This window comes from Shewanella woodyi ATCC 51908 (assembly GCF_000019525.1).
In the GTDB taxonomy this organism is placed as follows: Bacteria; Pseudomonadota; Gammaproteobacteria; order Enterobacterales; family Shewanellaceae; genus Shewanella; species Shewanella woodyi.
The window spans coordinates 1425527-1444059 of sequence record NC_010506.1; the positions used below are offsets into that span (position 1 = coordinate 1425527).

The window sequence follows — 18533 nt, forward strand, 5'->3', positions numbered from 1 at the left end:
GTCGATATTGTTCATTATATAGACTGATATTATCTTGTCAACTTTGACAGTTTGTTGTCATTTTGCTAGTATATCCCCTCTTCTATGGGGCTGATATGTGGGGGTTAGGATGACTGAACATGAAGGTTTTACTCAGTTGGTTTTGAGCATTTTCAGGTTAAATGGGTTACTCGTCACCGAAGGAGATAATTTGAGTCAGCCAGTAGGACTGACAAGTGCCAGATGGAAGATTTTAGGAGCGGTAGAAAAGTCCCCTCAAACCGTATCGCAAATTGCCAGAACCATGGGGCAGACAAGGCAGAGTGTCCAACGTATCGCCAATGAGTTGGTGAAATTAGAGATTGTCACCTTTGAAAGTAACCCTGAGCATAAGACAGCCAAATTAATCGTTAGAACGGCAAAAGGCGCAGCGCTTTTTGCATTGTTATCTGAGTCACTTATTCCTTGGGGCCATGATGCCGTAGAGGGGATTTCTGAGGAGGAGCTGTTGATTACTTTAAAGGTGATCACCAAATTAATCGGACGCTTTGAAGGGCGATAATATTGGCTTAATACAATGAAATATTCCGGCCCTGCATGACCGGAATATTAATCTAAAAAAACAGTAGGTTACATCTGTTAGTGTTAGTGTTAGTGTTAGTGTTAGTGTTTCGCTGGCTTTTCTGAGATCCACAGTTTTATCTCGCCTTTTACTACCACCACTCCCTCTGAGTCATAGGCCGTGACAGGTACCATAAGATCACCCGGTACCCACTGCTCAGGATTTACCTGGGCAACGCAGCGAATATCACTTCCAGCTTTGGCGGTATAGTCTAAGCTCATTCCTTTAGGTATCCATCTTAAGTGATGGGGAATAGATGCCTCTGCCATCACCCCCATTGCCATCTCTAGCCCATTACAGATGGCGATCACATGGACGGTTTTAATATGGTTGTGAACAGCATGGCGTTTCTTAATTAAACACTCACATCTATGGGGCCTAAGTTCGGTGATAAGAGGTTTAATCGTGCCAAAGTAGGGAGCCATGCGTGCCACCATGATAGAGAAGATCTTATTGCCGAAAGGAAATCGGGTTACTCTGTTATACAGGGCCATCACCTTAGTAGGTTTCTGTGTTGTCATCTCGATATCGCCTGATTTTTATTGTTCTGGTCGGATGAGTTAGGTTATCTGAATAACATGGGATTAACAATATCTCTTTTTGATTGGATAAATATTGAATTTAGCGATCTATTTTTAAAATGAACCAAACTTCATTTTCACTTGTCTATCTTTGAAACGTATAATCCCCTTTTTCGTAATTGCTCATTTTTAAGGATACAAATTGAATTACCTGCTTACCTATTTAAAAGGAATGGCGATGGGAGCTGCAGATGTGGTTCCCGGTGTGTCAGGCGGAACTATCGCTTTTATTACCGGGATTTTAGATACCTTGCTTGAGAGTATTCGAAGGATCAATCCTAAGTTAATCTCTGTGATTAGAGAGCAGGGAGTTAAGCAGGCGTTTGAGTATATTAATGGCCCTTTTCTTGTCTGTGTTTTTGGTGGCATTCTGACAAGTATTTTTTCTCTATCAAAGTTAATTACTTACCTCTTAGAAACTCACCCAATTCCCGTCTGGTCCTTCTTTTTTGGACTGATCCTCATCTCCGTTGTCCATATGTTGAAGCAGGTTAAAGGCTTCTCTTTCATCAGGCTTGTACTGTTTGCTCTAGGTACTGTGTTTGCTTGGGGGATCACCATGTTAAGCCCTATCGCACTTGAAATGACCTATTTGAATATCTTTATTGGTGGCAGTATCGCCATCTGCGCCATGTTGCTTCCTGGTATCTCTGGGAGCTTTATTCTATTACTTTTAGGACTTTACCCTTCAGTACTCGCGGCTGCTAAGAACTTCGATATTACAATTTTAGCCATTTTTGCATCGGGTTGTATCTTTGGTCTGCTCACCTTCAGTCATCTCCTATCGGCTCTGCTTCGTAAGTTCCATGACGGTACTCTTATCTTTTTGACCGGCTTAATGCTTGGCACTTTAGGTAAGATATGGCCATGGAAAGAGGTTCTCACTTGGCGCACAAACTCTTCAGGTCAGCAGGTTCCGCTCTTAGAGCAAAACTTGTCTCCATTACAGTTTGAACAGATCACAGGTCAGCCAGCCCATATCGCCTGGGCTGTGGCTGCATTAATTTGTGGTGTTGCGCTTGTTTGGGGATTGGAGCTATTTGCTGCAAGAAACGGTATGGCTAACGTTAATCAAGATAAAAAAGGGTAAGAAAATGAATCTGAAAAATGTACTCCTGCTCACTACGCTATTGGGTATCTCGGCCTGCGCCACATCTGTTTATGACACTGTAGATATCAATGTTGAACAGGAGCCGCAGCAAGATGTATTGGATTCAAAGGCAGACCCTATGATTGAGCATAATGAGCGACTCATTAAAGAGGGAAGAGAGGATGAGTGGCGAAAAGACGTTAAAGGCTTATCTCACTGATAACAATTTGAATTAACGAAAAAAGGTGGCTTATGCCACCTTATTTATTGATAGCGTTAACCCGCTTGACGACTATTATCTACTTTCTTTTTATCATAGTACTCGAAGGGGAAAACGTTACGAATTCGCTGAGTCACACCGTCGCTGACATTGGCTGATACATGCAATCGAACTGCGCCAGATTTTTCACATCTTACTGAACAGGTCAGCTTTTCAGACTTGGCGATGGCGCGGCACTCTTTTTGAAACTTTTCAGGGATCTTACCTTTATGGGAGATGAGCCGTCCGTCCTTGAAATGCATTTCGAAAATAGTCAGGCCCTTCTTGCCGCTAAATATAAGTTTATAAACAAGAAACAATCCAACAAGAATAAAGATTACTTTTAGTACATCTGGCGTCATATAGGCCTCCTTTTATGTAAAGATACGCTTTGATTTAACATTTTCATAGTAGATTAGATCACGTTTATCTAAGTCTCTTCTATACTCACGGAGCTTAACTGTTAAGGATAACGCTATGTTTGTATCGAATGCTGAGCGCTGGGCTAAATTGTGTCACCAACAGGCCGAGTTAATTGAGAGCTTATCTGAGAGCTTTCCTGAACGACGTGATAATCATATCAATTTAGGATTGAGTTGGCGTCAACTCGAGGAGCGGGTAAGTAAAGGGAGATCACCTAGACTCAATGATATTAAGTAGTGGCAATAGAATTCAATAAAAAACCGCCTGATGGCGGTTTTTTGATCTAATGCTCTGTTATTAGTATTAATTTAGAAAGCGTAGCTGACAGAAGCAAGCACAGTACCTTCGGTATTATACAGATCATCTGTGACCTGATTATCATCACTAATGTCAGTGTCTAGCCAAGCAAGTGATAAACCAATACCAGCAACCTCAGTAGAAACACCGATAGAGTAATCAGCATAGCTATCGAAGCCTTCACCATCATCAATACCATCACCAAAGTTGTAGCCGTAATGGAGATCTAAGCTCCAGTTTTCATAGAATTCGTAGGAGTAGTTAACTTCGGTATAATGCAGATCCAGATCGCTTCCACCGTAATCATTGGTGTACCAATAAGCCAAGCGGAAACCGCTGAAATCAACACCTATGCTGGCCTCTAAGTAATCTAAATCACTGTCACCAGGATAGTTGTAACGATATAGTGTGACATCATAGCTTAAGTCATCATTGAGCTCGCCGTAGTAACCTGCGTAGATATCAAGTTCAATATCTGGTCCATTATAATCAGGTTCATCGAAGTCGACATTACTCGCCCAAGCTCCAAGGAAGAAACCACTGTCGTGGCTCCAATCAACGCCTGCTTGAATGGCAAAGTTACTTGCTGTTTGTGACACACCACGGAAACGATAGTCGTTAGTTAAGCTGACTTCGCCAGATACTTCGGCTGAGGCGATTGGTGAGATTAGCGCTGTGGCCAGAACAAGACCGGTAACTTGGGCAATCCGTTTTTTATTAAATTTTTTATACACGGTAGTTTCTCCATTTTACTTTATTGTATGAACTCCCTGTAACAGGGGTTTTATGGTTACCATACAACAGCATCAATGCTGAGACCTCATGGTGGTTATGAAACTTAAGTTTCAATTCGTTATGTTAGTTATCTATGTTTTTCAATTGTTTAGGGGGGTGCTTCAAACATGACATAGATCTTCTTGCAACTATCTAACACCTCCCAGGTGCCAGAGAATCCAGCTGGGATCACAAAGCGGCTTCCCTCATTCACGGTAATGGTGTTGCCATTCTCGTCGGTTATCACGCTGCTGCCAGCTAAAATCTCGCAGTATTCGCTCTCGGTATAGTTGACCTTCCAGCTGCCTTTTTCACTTTCCCAAACGCCGCAATGAAACTGGTCACAAGGACTTGAAAAGTGATTCTCTACTGCTTGAGCAGGATTACCTGAGATGAGCTTTTCGTCATCTAAATGGTAATGTTCACTCTCTGTCTTGTTGTTTGATATGTCGACAATGCTATTAATATTCAAAATTCTGTTCCTAGATATCTTGGGTTGTAAATGAAATAACAATGCGCAGACTCGCTGCGCATTGGAGATATCTTCTATTTCATTGTCGGCATCACAAACTCAGCTTTTGCCTCACTCGATTTTGGCCAGCGAGCGGTTATCGCCTTACGTTTAGTGTAGAAACGGACGCCGTCTGGTCCATGCATATGTAGTGGACCAAAGAGTGAACGTTTCCAGCCGCCAAAGCTGTGAAATGCCATTGGCACCGGGATAGGAACATTGACTCCCACCATTCCAACTTGGACGTGATGGCAGAAGTGACGAGCGGCTTCACCACTTTGGGTAAAGATAGCGGTGCCATTACCGAACTCATGTGCATTGATAAGCTCAAGGGCTTCGGCGTAATCTTTTACTCGCACGATAGCGAGTACAGGACCGAAGATCTCCTCCTTGTAGATGGTCATATCTGGGGTGACATTGTCAAAGAGGCAACCACCTAAGAAGTAACCCTGCTCATGATCTTCGACACTGAGTGTGCGGCCATCGGCCAATAAACTTGCTCCTTCGGCAACGCCTGTATCCACATAACTGGTGACTTTGGCCAGGTGTTGAGCTGAGATAAGTGGCCCCATATCCATCTCTGGAGTCACTCCGTTACCCACTCTTAAAGCTTGAATTTGAGGCAGCAGTTTCTCGACGAGCGCATCACCAGAATCACCCACTGCAAGTACCACTGAGATCGCCATGCAGCGCTCACCAGCAGAGCCAAATGCCGCGCCCATTAGCGCACCTACTGCTTGATTGATATCTGCATCAGGCATCAGTAACATATGATTTTTTGCACCACCGAGCGCTTGTACGCGCTTGCCATGCTTAGAGGCGGTCTCATAGATATATTCAGCAATCGGTGTTGAGCCGACAAAGCTAACCGCATGAATATCTGGATGGCTCAGTAGGGTATCAACCGCTTCTTTATCGCCATTAACCACGTTAAATACGCCGTCGGGAAGACCCGCTTCGGTGAGCAGCTGAGCCATACGCATCACTGAGCTTGGATCTTTCTCTGAAGGCTTCATGATAAAGGTGTTACCAGCTGCAATGGCGATAGGGAACATCCACATAGGCACCATTACCGGAAAGTTAAACGGGGCAATACCTGCGACCACACCTAGAGATTGATTCACACACCAAGCATCAACGCCGCCGCCAACCTGCTCTGTATGTTCACCTTTTAATAGGTGAGGGATACCACAGGCAAACTCAACCACTTCAAGACCACGGATGATCTCGCCTTTAGCATCATCGAGAACCTTGCCATGTTCGCGGGTAATGAGCTCTGCCAACTCATCCATATTCTGTTCAACCAAGGCCTTAAATTTAAACAAAACCCGTGAACGATTGAGGGGAGAGACTTGTGACCAACTGCTGTGTGCTTTTTTAGCCAGCTCGATAGCACCAGCCACTTCAGCTGCACTGGCCAATGAAACTTTGGCTTTAGGCTCGCCTGTTGCAGGCTCAAAAACTGGGCTAGAGCGTTCACTCTTATCTGTGTGAGCGCCATTAATATAGTGGTTGATCTGTTGCATAACCTTCAATCCTATCGTCTTAATAATCTCATCCCCAAGCTGGTTGGAGATGAGTTAGATTCATTGTGTTTGATTCATTGTGTTTAGTTATTGAGTTAGTTTGCTGCTAACCGTTAATCGACGGCTCTGATCGCATCGCTTAAGGTATTTACTATCTGATCTATCTCCTGCTTATCCACGATAAGGGGAGGCGAGATTGCGATAATATCTGCAGTGGCTCGCACTAGCGTGCCTTTGGCAAAACACTCTTCGAAGATAGCGAAGCCGCGTTTACCCACTCCTTGTGCACTGGGAGAGAACTGAATTCCACCTACTAAGCCTATGTTGCGAATGTCGATGATATTGGGCAGACCTTTAAGGCTATGGATGGCATCTTCAAAGTAGCTTTCAAGCTCTTTTGTGCGCTCAAATAGCTTCTCATTTTCATAGATATTTAAACTGGCGATGGCCGCCGCTGCTGCAACTGGATGACCTGAATAGGTATAGCCATGAAACAGTTCAATACCTGCTGGCCCCTGCATACAAGCATCATAGATGTTGTCGTCAATCAGCACTGCGCCCATGGGAATAGCCCCGTTATTGAGGGCTTTTGCCGCTGTGATCATATCTGGTGTTACTCCCCAGCGTTGACTGGCAAACGCATCACCGACACGGCCAAAGCCTGTGATAACCTCATCAAAAATCAGTAAGATCCCATGTTTCTTAGTGATCTCTCTTAAGCGTTGCAGATAACCTTCAGGAGGTAATATCACGCCCGCTGAGCCGGACATTGGCTCTACGATGACGGCGGCAATATTCTCGGCGCCATGAAGTGCGACAAGTTGCTCAAGAACCTCCGCTTTCTCGGCGCCAGTTTTAGGCATGCCACGGCTAAAGGCGTTATCTTGCATATCTAATGTGTGGGGAAGGTGGTCGACGCCAGGCAGTAGTTGTTGGCTAAAGGTTTTGCGATTGCCACCTATGCCACCGACTGAGATCCCGCCAAAGCCAACGCCATGATAACCAAGCTCGCGGCCGATAAATCGAGTACGAGTCGACTCACCATTGGCTCTGTGATAGTTGATGGCAATCTTAAGAGCACTGTCGACAGACTCTGAACCTGAGTTAGTAAAGAAGACCTTGTTTAGCCCTTCTGGACTAATACTGGCTAAGCGTTCAGCAAGTTCAAATGCAAGGGGGTGTCCCATCTGAAAAGAGGGAGCGTAATCCATTTGGTGGATCTGATGGCTTACGGCTTCAGAGATCTCTTTGCGACCATGGCCAGCGTTGCAACACCAAAGTCCTGCTGTACCATCGAGAACGGGGCGGCCAGACGTGTCCTTGTAATACATACCTTCAGCTTCTGCGAGCATTCTTGGGCTCGCTTTGAACTGTCTATTGGCAGTAAAGGGCATCCAATAGTTTTCAAGTGTTTGAGTTTCACTATGCTTACTTGTCTGAATATCTGTCATATCGTCTTACCCTATCCAGTTTATTTAGTTATTTGTTGTTATTCTGAGCGATTGATATTTGCTATGCTATGTTAGAAATAATGAACATGAAAGCTTTTTGTGCATTTATTTATAGCAAAATACACATTTTTGTAAAATATATTGAAACTAATATTGAAAACTAGCCTGCTTCCAGCGTAATCTTGAAGCCTGTCCACAGCCCGCTGTTGCACTTATCTGTGTTTGGCGAGTGTGAGTGGGAAAAGTATTAATTACCCGTTAAGAGGTCATCATGAGTACACCGACAAATCATCAAGAGTGGCAAACTTTAGCCGAAACCTTACTAGCACAAGGGGTGAAGGCTGATGCCTATATTGAGGGGGAGTATCGCCCCGCTGTATCGGGGGAGAGGTTTGATTGTGTCAGCCCTATCGATGGCCGTGTACTCTGCCAAGTTGCGAGCTGTTCACTTGAAGATGCCAATATTGCGGTAAAGAGTGCGCGTGAGGCATTTGACTCAGGCGTATGGTCTCAATTGCCACCGGTGAAGCGTAAGCAGGTTATGATACGTTTTGCTGAGCTGCTTGAAGCGAATAAAGATGAGCTAGCGCTCCTTGAAACCTTAGATATGGGTAAGCCTATTCGTTACTCTGGCGCAGTCGATGTGATGGGGGCTGCCCGTGCGATTAGCTGGTCCGGCGAGGCGATCGATAAGATATATGATGAGATAGCACCAACGGCCCATAACGAGATCGGCATGATCACCCGCGAGCCTGTGGGTGTGGTTGCGGCTATCGTACCTTGGAACTTTCCTATTTTGATGGCCTGTTGGAAACTAGGTCCTGCGCTGGCTACTGGCAATAGCGTTATTTTGAAACCCTCAGAGAAGTCACCGTTAACCGCGCTCCGCATGGCACAAATTGCACTAGAGGCGGGTATTCCAAAAGGTGTGCTCAACGTCCTCCCAGGGTTTGGACACACAGTAGGTAAAGCACTGGCTCTACATATGGATGTAGATACCATAGTGTTTACAGGCTCAACTAAGATAGCAAAGCAGTTGATGATCTATGCGGGTGAATCAAATATGAAACGGGTGTGGCTAGAGGCGGGGGGTAAGAGTCCTAATATCGTCTTTAATGATGCGCCGGATCTTCAAAAAGCAGCGGAAGCCGCCGCAACGGCTATCGCCTTTAACCAAGGTGAGGTTTGCACCGCTGGCTCCCGTTTGCTGGTGGAGGCGGGCGTTAAGGATGAGTTGCTAAGTTTAATTGCCAAAGAGATGCAAGCTTGGAGACCGGGACATCCACTGGATCCTGACACCACTTGCGGCGCTGTTGTTGATAATCAACAGCTAGATAATGTACTTAAATATATTCGCGCTGGTGTTGCCGAAGGTGCTGAGTTGGTCCATGGTGGCAGCCAAGTGATGGCTGAAACTGGTGGGGCTTATGTTGAGCCGACTATCTTTTCAAATGTGAGCAATGGGATGACGATTGCCAAGGAGGAGATCTTCGGTCCAGTGCTTTCAGTTATCACCTTCGACGGTATGGAGGAGGCGATCAGCATAGGCAATGACAGTATCTATGGTCTTGCGGCTGGCGTATGGACCTCAAATATCAGCAAAGCCCATAAGACGGCAAAAGCGCTGCGCAGCGGTATGGTGTGGATTAATCATTATGACGGCGGCGATATGACAGCACCATTTGGTGGCTATAAACAGTCGGGTAATGGCCGTGATAAGTCACTGCATGCGTTCGATAAGTACACAGAGATTAAGGCAACTTGGATAGCGCTAGATTAGAGGTAAAGTTTCTGAGAACCTAGAACCTAGAACCTACTGTAATTTCAGCTATTAGGTGTACCCATACACAAAAGCCCCGAAGTTATCTTCGGGGCTTTTGTGTATGGGGGACTGCCTTATACCAATCAGTATAAGAAGTTGATCTACTCAGAGTGTCTTTTGGCAAACTAATTCAAGGTGAATGAATGATAGAATGGTTGTTCCCTTGTGAGTTCATTCAACGCAGAAGTAGGCAGCCAAAAACACTCCTTACAGGCGAGTTTTAGCGGTTCTGATACTGCGTTAACGAGCTAAACCGTAGAATCACTATGCTCTTCACTCGTTGCCTTGCCTCAGGACCGCTAAACTCTCGCTGAGCGATCAAATCTTTATACTGATTGGTATTATTTATGCTCTGGATTGAACTTGTCCATGACAACGGCGCAGACAGCATCACCTGTAATGTTCACTGAAGTACGGATCATATCGAAAACCCTGTCCAGTGCGAAGAGTAGTGGTAAACCATCAATAGGAATGCCCGCCGCAAGAAGCACGGCTACCACAAGAAACGAGGGGCCTGGTACTCCAGCTTGTCCTATGGCACCTAAAGTTGAGGTGAAGATGATAGCGGCATAGGCTGTCATCGTCAGATCCACCTGAAACATCTGGGCGAAGAACATAGCCACTAGCCCGTAATAGATGGCATTACCTGTCATATTGATGGTGGCACCTAAGGGCAGAACAAAGGCCGATGTTGCTTTAGAGACATTGAGCTCCTTTTCACAAGTATCCATAGTGATAGGAAGCGTTGCCATGGAGGAGGCGGTAGACATCGCCATCGCCTGAGGCTTTTTCATGGCGGAGATAAACTTAAGCACAGGGACGTCAGATAAAAACTTCACCACTAGTGGGAAGAAGATAAAGGCGTAGATAAGGATAGAGGCGACAAAGACCACAAATAGATTGATCACCACTTCAAGGGCTTGGAAGCCAAATGTACCAACAGAGTGAGCCATTAAGCCAAAGACGCCGATAGGTGCAATCAACATCACTTTATTGATCATCCAAACGAACGCTTCAACGATGGCGTTAAGTGCTTTGACAATCGGCTCTGCACCGTCACCTTTTACCTTGGTCAGTGCGATACCTAAGAAGATACAGAAAACTAAGATCTGCAGGATATTACCTGAGGTCAGTGACTCGAACACATTGGTTGGGATCATGCCAATGATGGTATCCATCGCACCAGGTAGTGCGCCTTGCTCGGCTGTCACTTGGGTGAATGAATCGCCATGGTTACTAAAGTCGACGCCTGAGCCCGGTTTAAAGATACTGCCCATAACAAGGGCTAACGTTACCGCGATAGCAGAGGTGGCGATAAAGAAGCCAAAAGTGCCCATGCCTATTTTGCCTGCCGAAGGGCTATTACCTAAGCTTGCGGCACCTGCAATAATGGATACTGCAACAAGTGGGATCACCAACATCTTGATCAGATTAATAAATAGGTCGCCTAAGGGGCCAAATATGGCGGCACTCTCTCCCATATACAGGCCAACTAAGCCACCTATGATCATGGCGATGATGACTTGTAGGCCTATGTTGCCCATTAATGATTTTGCTCGATTTCCCACTTTTACCTCGGTACTGCAATGTTTGCAATTTGATAGTGGCGGTAAATTAGCATAGCGCACCACTTCACTCTGTGAAATAGCACCTAGTTAGCATGAAAATCGAGATTTATATAGATAAAGTGATATTTAGATGAGAAATGTTTAATTAATAATTAAAATAATGATAAAGCCATAATAAAAAGGCCGATATGCTTGTTGATATCGGCCAATCGTTAATTGTGCTGAAAAATCCTACGGGCTTACTCGCCAAGGTGTTGAGGGGGTTGGCCTACTCTTTAACCAATAAACTGTTTTTTTGAGCAGAAGAGCTCCTATTGGTAGGAGAGTAAGGTATCGAGAACAAGCTCAGCCTGTTTAGGTACGGATGCTTCGAAGCCATAATAGTGACCATATTTAGGTCTTAAGGTATTGGTGATATCTTGACTGGCAGCTTCAAACCACTTGGCGCCAAATACCGCGTGGTTGTTATTCTCCACTGTGGTGAACTCGGCCCAATCAGTCCTGTTCATGGCTCTGTTTGCCGCAAGGTTGAGATCGGTGAGATAGTGCTGCATAAAGTCGAGATCGGCTCGACTGCCTATATTGCCATGTCCACCAGAAAGGTACTGCCACTTTTGAGCCGAGACTTTAGCTAAATTCTGCCTGTAGTAGGTGAAGTTTTCCGAGCCGCCAAATCCTAGCCAAGGCAGTTGATCTGGATTGATAAGATCCGGTGTGTGTATCACCCCTTCATCGACAAGCAGCAGTGCGGCAGAGTCGTCAGTGTGTGCAGCATGTTCAAAGCCGATAAACTTAAGCCGTGTATCTTCAAATTGATAGACACCATCATTGAAATCGACAGTCTTAGTTGGACGAGGAAGTTGGCTATTGAGTCGCTTCATTTTGTCGGCGGTAGCATCACTGGACAAGATGGTGAGATCCACTTTTTGGCGTTTTGCTTCAGCAACAAAAACCTCAGCATCACCAATATGGTCTGCGTGATTATGGGAGTAGACCAAGGTGGTGACAGGTTTATCTGTCACCTGTTTTATGGCCGAAAGCAGGGCTCTTCCTGCGCCATAGGCTAGGGGATCTAATACCATAACACCCTTGTCACCGACAAAGAAAAGGCTGTTATAGAAGTGATTTTGCACCCAGTAAACCCTATCTGTAATGCGCTGAACGAGAGTCTCTCCAGCCATGTTTCGTTCAAACAGCTTATCTATTTTCACATCAGCAGAGATATTTACCTGACTGTTTGGCGCTTGATATTTCGCGCCTACGGTTGAGGTGTAACCGCCATCAGGTTTGAACTTGATATCATGAATGTTATGGGCTGAAGCTCCAGCCGCGAAGAGCTGGGAGGTGATGATTGCAAGTGAGTTTAATGGGTGTTTCATATCTTTACCTTGATTACGTTTTCCCCAGTATGATAAAAACCTAATTAATCCATCAATCTGATAGGTTCGATAGTATATATGGGTGAAACTGATTATTTGGCATTGGATGGCCGCCTATTAAGGCTGTTTTTAACTGTTTTTGATACCGGCTCAGTCTCTGGTGCTGCCGACAAATTAGATCTTAATCAGTCAACGGTAAGTAACGGCTTGGATAGATTGAGACGGATTATCGGTGAGCCCCTGTTCGTTCGCTCTGGGCGCGGGATAATTCCGACTCAGGAAGCGAGTAGACTCGCGCCTTTAGCCAGAGAGTTACTCGCAAAGTTTGAGCAGTTTGTTGAGGCTCAGGAGTATCGTGCTGAAGATGAGAGCAGACCCTTTGTTATTGCTGCTAACGATTATGAGCGAGATATATTGCTACCTCAGTTGTTGGTTAAATTAAGGCTGCTTGCGCCTAATGCGCCCCTTAAGGTATTGACGGCTGGAGCCAAAGAGACGGTATTGGAGCAGCTTAGACAGGGAGAGATAGATCTGGTGCTGTCGCCGAGTATTGAGGCGAATGTGGATGATTTAAAACAGCAGTGGCTATTTTCAGACTGTGATGCGGTTTTTTACGATCCTGAGGTGATAAAGGGGCCGATCGATTTAGCCCAATATGTGGCGCTGCCCCATGCCAGAGTTGTATTCAACTACTCAGGTCGTTCAGAGATAGATGAGGTGCTGACAGGACTTAAACTTGAGCGTGAGATAAAGCTTGAGGTGGCAAACTTCTCAGCACTTTCCTCAATGATGAGAGGGAGTGAGCTTGTCACTACACTTCCCTCTAGAGTCGGTATTTCGCTGCTGGATAAGATGGCTCAACAAACTCCGCCAATCTCATTGAACGACATCAATATCTACCAGTTTTGGCATCAGGCCTACACCCACTCCCCTAGGCACAGGTGGCTAAGAGAGTTAGTCAAAGCGCTTGCCGAAGAGTTACCAATGCTAAACTAGCTCAGAACGATAGGGGATGCTGCGCTGGGCGCCGGGTTTAGTGACGGCTTTGGCTGCAGCTCTATTGGCAAATTTAACGGCCTCGACTATGGATCCACCTTCGCTTAAGGCGATAGTAAGGGCGCCATTAAAGGTATCACCCGCTGCCACCGTATCTACGGCATCAACCGCTGGTGCGGTGATCTGGCCTTTAAACTCATCGCAGCTTAAATAAGCCCCCTGTTGCCCTAAGGTGATAATCACAATACTAGGGCCCAGTTGATGCAGCATCTGGGCGGCAAGCTTTGCTGTGGCGATATCGCTAACCTCTATACCAGTAATCGCCTGAGCTTCGGTTTCGTTAGGGGTGATGATATCAACAGCTCTGAGTATGTCGTGACTCAGTGTAGCGGCGGGAGCGGGATTGAGTATGGTGCGAGTACCATGACTTTTCGCCAGGTTAAGGGCATGGGCCACGCTGGCTGTTGGTGTCTCGAGTTGGATCAGCAGCCAGTTAGCATCGGTTATCAAAGATCTGTGTTTTTCCAACGATTGTGGAGTTAAGCTGGCGTTTGCTCCCAGTGCAACACCGATAGCATTAGCCCCTTTTTCACCGAGAAATATCATGGCGCTGCCTGTTTGCTCTCCCGCAAGCTTACTTATTCCTTGGGGAGAGATGCCATCTTTTATCCAGCTGGCTGACATCTCATCTGCGATGGCATCACAGCCTAAGTGGCAGATAAAATCTATCTGGCTTTGGGCTGTTGCTAATCGGGCACACGCCAATGCTTGATTAGCGCCTTTGCCACCATGCTCAATACGATACTGCTGACTGAGTAAGGTTTGGCCGGGACTTGGCAGGTAGTCAAATGACATTACGTGATCCACATTGGCACTGCCGATGATGACGATTCTACTCATCTGTTTAGCTTCCTTTTAGCGCGAGTAGGTTTCGAGGCTTTGTGCCAAGAGATCAATAAAGCCTGCTCTATCGATATCGAAGAGTACAGTGGCATTGGCTTGGTTGCCCGTCAGCCCATATCGGTCAACGACTGTCATCCCTTGGGTGTGCTCACCTTTGGTCTCTATACCGACCCAAGCTTGTTGTGCGGTAAAAAGTTCAGGTTTGAGTAACCAGGCGATAGTGCAGGGATCATGAAGCGGCGCGCCTGTGAAGCCCCATTTAGGATCTCTGTGGTAGAGAATGAAAAAATCCAGTAGATCGGCGACGCATTGTGCTATTGGATTTTCGATGGCTCGGATCCGAGCGATATCTTCATCCATTACCTGAGCTTGATGGGTGACATCTAGGCCGCACATGGTAATAGGGATCCCCGCTTTAAACACCATATCGGCAGCTTCAGGATCAACAAAAATATTAAACTCAGCCGCTGGAGTCCAGTTACCCACACCCGCAGCGCCGCCCATTAAGACTATCTGCTCTATATTTGAGTGTAGCTCTGGGTGTGTTGCCAATAACAGCGCGATATTTGTCAGTGGCCCGGTAGGCACTAAAGTGACAGGTGCCTGGCTCTGCTTAATTTTTAGTGCCATTAACTCAACAGCCGTCATCGCTTGTGGAGCAAAGCTAGGATCAGGTAGGACTGGGCCGTCTAGCCCGGTTTCTCCATGAACGTTATCGGCAATAATAAGCTCACGAGCCAAAGGTTTTACTGCGCCACCGGCAACAGGAATATCACTGCGGCCCAAGAGTGTGAGAATTCTGAGAGCGTTATTGAGTGTTTTGTCTGGCGTTTGGTTTCCCGCGCTAGTTGTCACGGCAAGTGGTGAAAAAGCGTCGCTGCTTAGGGCAAGAATAATGGCGATAGCATCGTCATGGCCGGGGTCACAATCAAGAATAATTGGGCGTGTCATTGTTAGATTCCATTAACAGGTAGGCTGGCAGATTATCATGAATGTTTCCCCCTGCGAGTATGCCTAATGAGATAAATGTGAGTTCACGCGTTAATGAGTTCGTAGGTTAAGTTATCGGTCTGTGTACTGATTGCAGAAAGTGGGCGCAGATGTTAATCTTTGCCTCCACAAAACTTAAGCTTCGTATAATCCCAATGATATGGTTTGGGAGTTTCTACCAAGAGCCTTAAATTCTTGATTATGAAGTCTGTAGCTTTATATACCCAAACGACCTGAATATGTTCGTTTAAGAGGCCTTGCGCAGTTTTATCGAAGCGCTTTGGCGAAGGAGTGTTGACTCCTTTGTATGATTGCGCCTCTTTGGCATTTTCAGACCGGTACTATCCAATAAAGGTAGAGACTTATGAATTATCAAGCATTACCCAAGATCGATCTACATTGCCACTTAGATGGCAGCGTTCGCCCTCAAACAATTATCGACCTTGCTAATCAGCAAAATGTCACTATCCCAAGTCAGGATATTAATGAGATAAGCTCATTGATGATCGCCCCTGAGACTTGCCAAAACCTTGAAGAGTATCTGATGCGTTTCGAGCTACCTCTCTCTGTGATGCAGACCGAGGAGGGGATTGAGCGGATCTCTTTTGAGTTGTTTGAAGATGCGGCCAAAGAGAATGTGAAATACTTCGAGGTGCGCTTTGGGCCTCAACTTCATCAGTTGCAGGGCCTGAGTTTCGATCAGATCATCAGTAGTGCTGTTAAAGGGATGCAGCGAGCAGAAGCCATGTACGACATTAAAGGCAACTATATACTCTCTATTCTGAGAACTATGGATAAGGGCAACATCAATGATGTTATCGATGCTGGCGCCGCTTACCTCAACAAGGGTGTTGTCGCTTTCGACCTAGCGGGGGCCGAGCTTCCTGGTTTCTGCCATGAGTTTATCCCATATGTGAATTATGCGATTGAAAAAGGTTACCGCATTACTATCCATGCTGGCGAACAAGGTGTGGGTCAGAACGTATTTGATGCTGTATCTTTGCTAGGCGCTGAGCGTGTAGGCCATGGTATCCATATCAAAGGGCATCAAGGTGCCTATGATTTAGTTAAAGAAAAGTCAGTCGCACTGGAGACCTGTCCAAGCAGTAATATTCAGACTAAAGCGGTCGATGTATTAAGTAATCATCCGATTAAAGCCTTCTACCAAGGTGGCGTGCTTATTACCATCAACACAGACAATCGCACGGTTTCAAATACCACGATGACCGATGAAGTGCGTAAGGTGATGGAGGAGTTTAATCTAAGTCGTGAAGATTACTTCGCTATTTACAGGGTGAGTGTTGAGCAATCATTTGCATCAGATGAGGTTAAGCAAGAACTGCTTAAGTTAGCTGAGTAATCTTACTTTAATACAGAAGCTATATTTTCCAATCGCATCTATCCTAATTGAGATATGATTGGTCTAGTGTTTAAGAATAACGCTACAAACTAGTAGTTTAAGAGAGTTTATTGAATAGACGTAAGGCGGCCGCAAAGGCCGCCTTTTTTATGTGCATTCGTCAAAGGATAAAAAAGCCGGTTGTGAAACCGGCGATAAACTAAGGGAGCTAACGCTCTTTTAAAAATAGTTTTCAGCGAGCACTTCGTTTAATGGTAATTGTCCACCGCGAGGGTGAGCTGACTTCTCTGCTGTTCCTATGGCAATCATCATGGCAATCACATAGCCTTGTGGCAGGCGAATGAGTCGAGCTAACTCCTCTCTGTCAAATCCCACCATAGGGCAGGTATCGTAGCCTAGCTCTTTGGCAGCCAACATCATAGTCTGCGCAGCGATGCCACAAGAGCGCATCGCTTCATCTCGCTGTATCTGCTCTTTGCCGTTGTAAAAGGCATCCATCATGGGCAGCAGCATATCTTGGGTTTCCTGAGGGCTGTTGATGACATAGCGCTCTGGCCTATCATTCCACGCGTTAATGTCAGCACATAAAATGACTAACTCGGACGCATCGGCTACTTGAGCTTGTCCCCATGCTGCACTTTTTACTTTATTTCGTTGTTCCTTATCTGTAACGCGAACAAAACGCCAGTGCTGGATATTGTAGGATGTTGGTGACAAGATCACCGCGGACATAATTTTATCAAAATCCTCTGCAGGCATCTCGGCATCAGCATGATAGTGTTTTACGGCTCTGCGCTGTTTAATTGCTTGAAAAACTTCCATGGTTTTCTCCTTAATAAGTGAACACTTAACTCACTGCTTTTGGCTTGGATTCAATCTAATAAATCAAGTGGTTATTCATGCTTTACTTTATAAGGTTTTAGGTTGACTGATTAGCGGGTATGTCGGAAACTCATCGTTGACTTTAAGTTGACAATGGTAAAAGTATGGACACTTTTTCGGCAATACCTGTGTTTGTCGCTGTGATAGAGAGCGGCAGTTTTTCTCAAGCAGCGTCACGCTTAGGGATCAGTAAGTCGGCGGTCAGTAAAAGAGTTCGCCAGCTTGAGGATAAACTTGGGGTTCAATTGCTACACCGAACAACTCGCCAGCTCAGTTTGACTGAGGCGGGAGAGCGCTATTTTGAGTACGCACTGAAATCCTATATTGCTGCTGCAGAAGGTGTTGATTCGGTGACTCAACTGCAGGGAAACCCTAAAGGTGAGCTTAAGGTGAATAGCCCCATGTCATTTGGCCGTTTGCATATTGCGCCACTTGTGGCCGACTTTTTAGCCAAATACCCAGATATCACCCTGAACATGGTGATGGATGATAGGGTCGTTGATCTGGTTGAGGGGGGATTTGATCTGGCTATTCGTGCTGGAAGTTTGCAGGACTCAACCCTGATAGCTCGCCGTTTAGCGCCATGTCGCAGTGTGATATGCGCAGCGCCTGAGTACCTTAAAAAGTATGGAACTCCATTAATTCCGACAGACTTGAGCAGGCATAACTGCATCAATTATGCCTATTTTAGTGGTGGCAGTGAATGGACCTTCCATATGGATACGGGTCCGCTCAAAGTGAAGGTCAGTGGTAACTATCGGGTGAATAACAGTGAAGCGCTGCAAAAGGCTATCCTATCTGGCTTAGGTATCGCTAAGATCCCCACATTTATCGTCGGCCAAGATATTGCAGAGGGCAAGCTTGTTCCACTGTTAACCGACTATCAGCTGCCTATGCAGACATTCTATGCTGTGTTTCCAGAGCGGCAACACCTACCCGCCAAAGTTAGGGTTTTTCTTGATTTTATTTTGGAAAGATTAGGTGGTGAGCAGCCCTATTGGGATAGAGGTTTTTAATATCAATCGGTATTTGAATCATATTGTGATCTCAATATAGGAATGCCATACGGTAAGTGGGTTATTGTATCGGCCGTTAAGGATGATGATTGTCAACCAGCCTC

Annotated in this window: 19 protein-coding genes and 1 riboswitch; of the genes, 8 read left to right on the plus strand and 11 right to left on the minus strand. The window is 45.7% G+C overall.

The genetic code is table 11. From position 1 onward, the window contains the following. Positions 1–109 precede the first annotated feature (109 nt). Entirely contained in the window at positions 110–541 is a 432-nt protein-coding gene (locus SWOO_RS05615) for a MarR family winged helix-turn-helix transcriptional regulator (protein WP_012323744.1), read from the plus strand. A gap of 101 nt (positions 542–642) precedes the next feature. On the opposite strand, the gene SWOO_RS05620 is transcribed toward SWOO_RS05615, so the two are convergent. Further along, complete coding sequence (locus tag SWOO_RS05620) at positions 643–1122, minus strand: hotdog fold domain-containing protein (RefSeq protein WP_012323745.1); 480 nt, start codon at positions 1120–1122, stop codon at positions 643–645. A 202-nt stretch (positions 1123–1324) separates the two neighbouring features. Here SWOO_RS05620 and SWOO_RS05625 point away from each other — a divergent pair, with 202 nt between their 5' ends. Both SWOO_RS05625 and SWOO_RS05630 read left to right on the plus strand, forming a co-directional pair. Then, complete coding sequence (locus tag SWOO_RS05625; RefSeq protein ID WP_012323746.1) at positions 1325–2272, plus strand: DUF368 domain-containing protein; 948 nt, start codon at positions 1325–1327, stop codon at positions 2270–2272. Between the two features lie 4 nt (positions 2273–2276). After that, positions 2277–2492 carry a hypothetical protein gene (locus tag SWOO_RS05630; protein ID WP_012323747.1) on the plus strand — a complete coding sequence of 72 codons (216 nt, stop codon included), beginning with the start codon at positions 2277–2279 and terminating at the stop codon, positions 2490–2492. Between the two features lie 56 nt (positions 2493–2548). Here the strand turns inward: SWOO_RS05630 and SWOO_RS05635 are convergent, their stop codons facing one another. Continuing rightward, positions 2549–2893 carry a DUF3634 family protein gene (locus tag SWOO_RS05635; protein ID WP_012323748.1) on the minus strand — a complete coding sequence of 115 codons (345 nt, stop codon included), beginning with the start codon at positions 2891–2893 and terminating at the stop codon, positions 2549–2551. Between the two features lie 115 nt (positions 2894–3008). Here SWOO_RS05635 and SWOO_RS05640 point away from each other — a divergent pair, with 115 nt between their 5' ends. Continuing rightward, positions 3009–3191, plus strand: a complete 183-nt coding sequence (locus SWOO_RS05640) for a hypothetical protein (RefSeq protein WP_012323749.1) — start codon at positions 3009–3011, stop codon at positions 3189–3191. Positions 3192–3262: 71 nt separating this feature from the next. On the opposite strand, the gene SWOO_RS05645 is transcribed toward SWOO_RS05640, so the two are convergent. The 4 genes from SWOO_RS05645 to SWOO_RS05660 all read right to left on the minus strand — a co-directional run bounded on the left by SWOO_RS05645 (position 3263) and on the right by SWOO_RS05660 (position 7513). Continuing rightward, positions 3263–3985, minus strand: a complete 723-nt coding sequence (locus SWOO_RS05645) for a TorF family putative porin (RefSeq protein ID WP_012323750.1) — start codon at positions 3983–3985, stop codon at positions 3263–3265. 149 nt (positions 3986–4134) lie between these two features. Further along, positions 4135–4497: a cupin domain-containing protein gene (locus SWOO_RS05650; protein WP_012323751.1), complete on the minus strand. Its 363-nt coding sequence runs from the start codon at positions 4495–4497 to the stop codon at positions 4135–4137. 74 nt (positions 4498–4571) lie between these two features. After that, positions 4572–6062, minus strand: coding sequence for a CoA-acylating methylmalonate-semialdehyde dehydrogenase (locus tag SWOO_RS05655; RefSeq protein ID WP_012323752.1), 1491 nt, complete (start codon positions 6060–6062; stop codon positions 4572–4574). Positions 6063–6175: 113 nt separating this feature from the next. After that, a complete protein-coding gene (locus SWOO_RS05660; RefSeq protein ID WP_012323753.1) occupies positions 6176–7513 on the minus strand; it encodes an aspartate aminotransferase family protein in 1338 nt (445 codons plus the stop codon). A gap of 271 nt (positions 7514–7784) precedes the next feature. Here SWOO_RS05660 and SWOO_RS05665 point away from each other — a divergent pair, with 271 nt between their 5' ends. Further along, positions 7785–9293 (plus strand): aldehyde dehydrogenase, encoded by a 1509-nt coding sequence (locus tag SWOO_RS05665; protein WP_012323754.1) that lies wholly within the window; start codon positions 7785–7787, stop codon positions 9291–9293. 383 nt (positions 9294–9676) lie between these two features. Here SWOO_RS05665 and SWOO_RS05670 read toward each other — a convergent pair whose 3' ends face one another. Both SWOO_RS05670 and SWOO_RS05675 read right to left on the minus strand, forming a co-directional pair. Next, the gene (locus SWOO_RS05670) at positions 9677–10879 is read right to left on the minus strand and encodes a dicarboxylate/amino acid:cation symporter (RefSeq protein WP_041417509.1); all 1203 of its coding nucleotides are present in this window, start codon (positions 10877–10879) and stop codon (positions 9677–9679) included. A gap of 335 nt (positions 10880–11214) precedes the next feature. Beyond that, the gene (locus SWOO_RS05675) at positions 11215–12282 is read right to left on the minus strand and encodes an MBL fold metallo-hydrolase (RefSeq protein WP_012323756.1); all 1068 of its coding nucleotides are present in this window, start codon (positions 12280–12282) and stop codon (positions 11215–11217) included. Positions 12283–12360: 78 nt separating this feature from the next. On the opposite strand from SWOO_RS05675, the gene SWOO_RS05680 reads away from it, so the two are divergent. Next, complete coding sequence (locus tag SWOO_RS05680; protein ID WP_012323757.1) at positions 12361–13278, plus strand: LysR family transcriptional regulator; 918 nt, start codon at positions 12361–12363, stop codon at positions 13276–13278. Here SWOO_RS05680 and rbsK read toward each other — a convergent pair. Continuing rightward, positions 13270–14178: a ribokinase gene (gene rbsK / locus SWOO_RS05685; protein WP_012323758.1), complete on the minus strand. Its 909-nt coding sequence runs from the start codon at positions 14176–14178 to the stop codon at positions 13270–13272. The two genes, SWOO_RS05680 and rbsK, sit on opposite strands and share 9 nt — an antisense overlap. Before the next feature lie 15 nt (positions 14179–14193). Continuing rightward, positions 14194–15132, minus strand: coding sequence for a pyrimidine-specific ribonucleoside hydrolase RihA (rihA, locus tag SWOO_RS05690; protein ID WP_012323759.1), 939 nt, complete (start codon positions 15130–15132; stop codon positions 14194–14196). A gap of 161 nt (positions 15133–15293) precedes the next feature. After that, positions 15294–15393: riboswitch (purine riboswitch) on the plus strand. A 142-nt stretch (positions 15394–15535) separates the two neighbouring features. Between rihA and add the strand changes: the two genes are divergently transcribed. After that, complete coding sequence (gene add, locus SWOO_RS05695; RefSeq protein WP_012323760.1) at positions 15536–16531, plus strand: adenosine deaminase; 996 nt, start codon at positions 15536–15538, stop codon at positions 16529–16531. 219 nt (positions 16532–16750) lie between these two features. Here the strand turns inward: add and SWOO_RS05700 are convergent, their stop codons facing one another. After that, positions 16751–17353 (minus strand): nitroreductase family protein, encoded by a 603-nt coding sequence (locus tag SWOO_RS05700; RefSeq protein ID WP_012323761.1) that lies wholly within the window; start codon positions 17351–17353, stop codon positions 16751–16753. A 164-nt stretch (positions 17354–17517) separates the two neighbouring features. Here SWOO_RS05700 and SWOO_RS05705 point away from each other — a divergent pair, with 164 nt between their 5' ends. Further along, the gene (locus SWOO_RS05705; protein ID WP_012323762.1) at positions 17518–18429 is read left to right on the plus strand and encodes a LysR family transcriptional regulator; all 912 of its coding nucleotides are present in this window, start codon (positions 17518–17520) and stop codon (positions 18427–18429) included. Positions 18430–18533 lie beyond the last annotated feature (104 nt).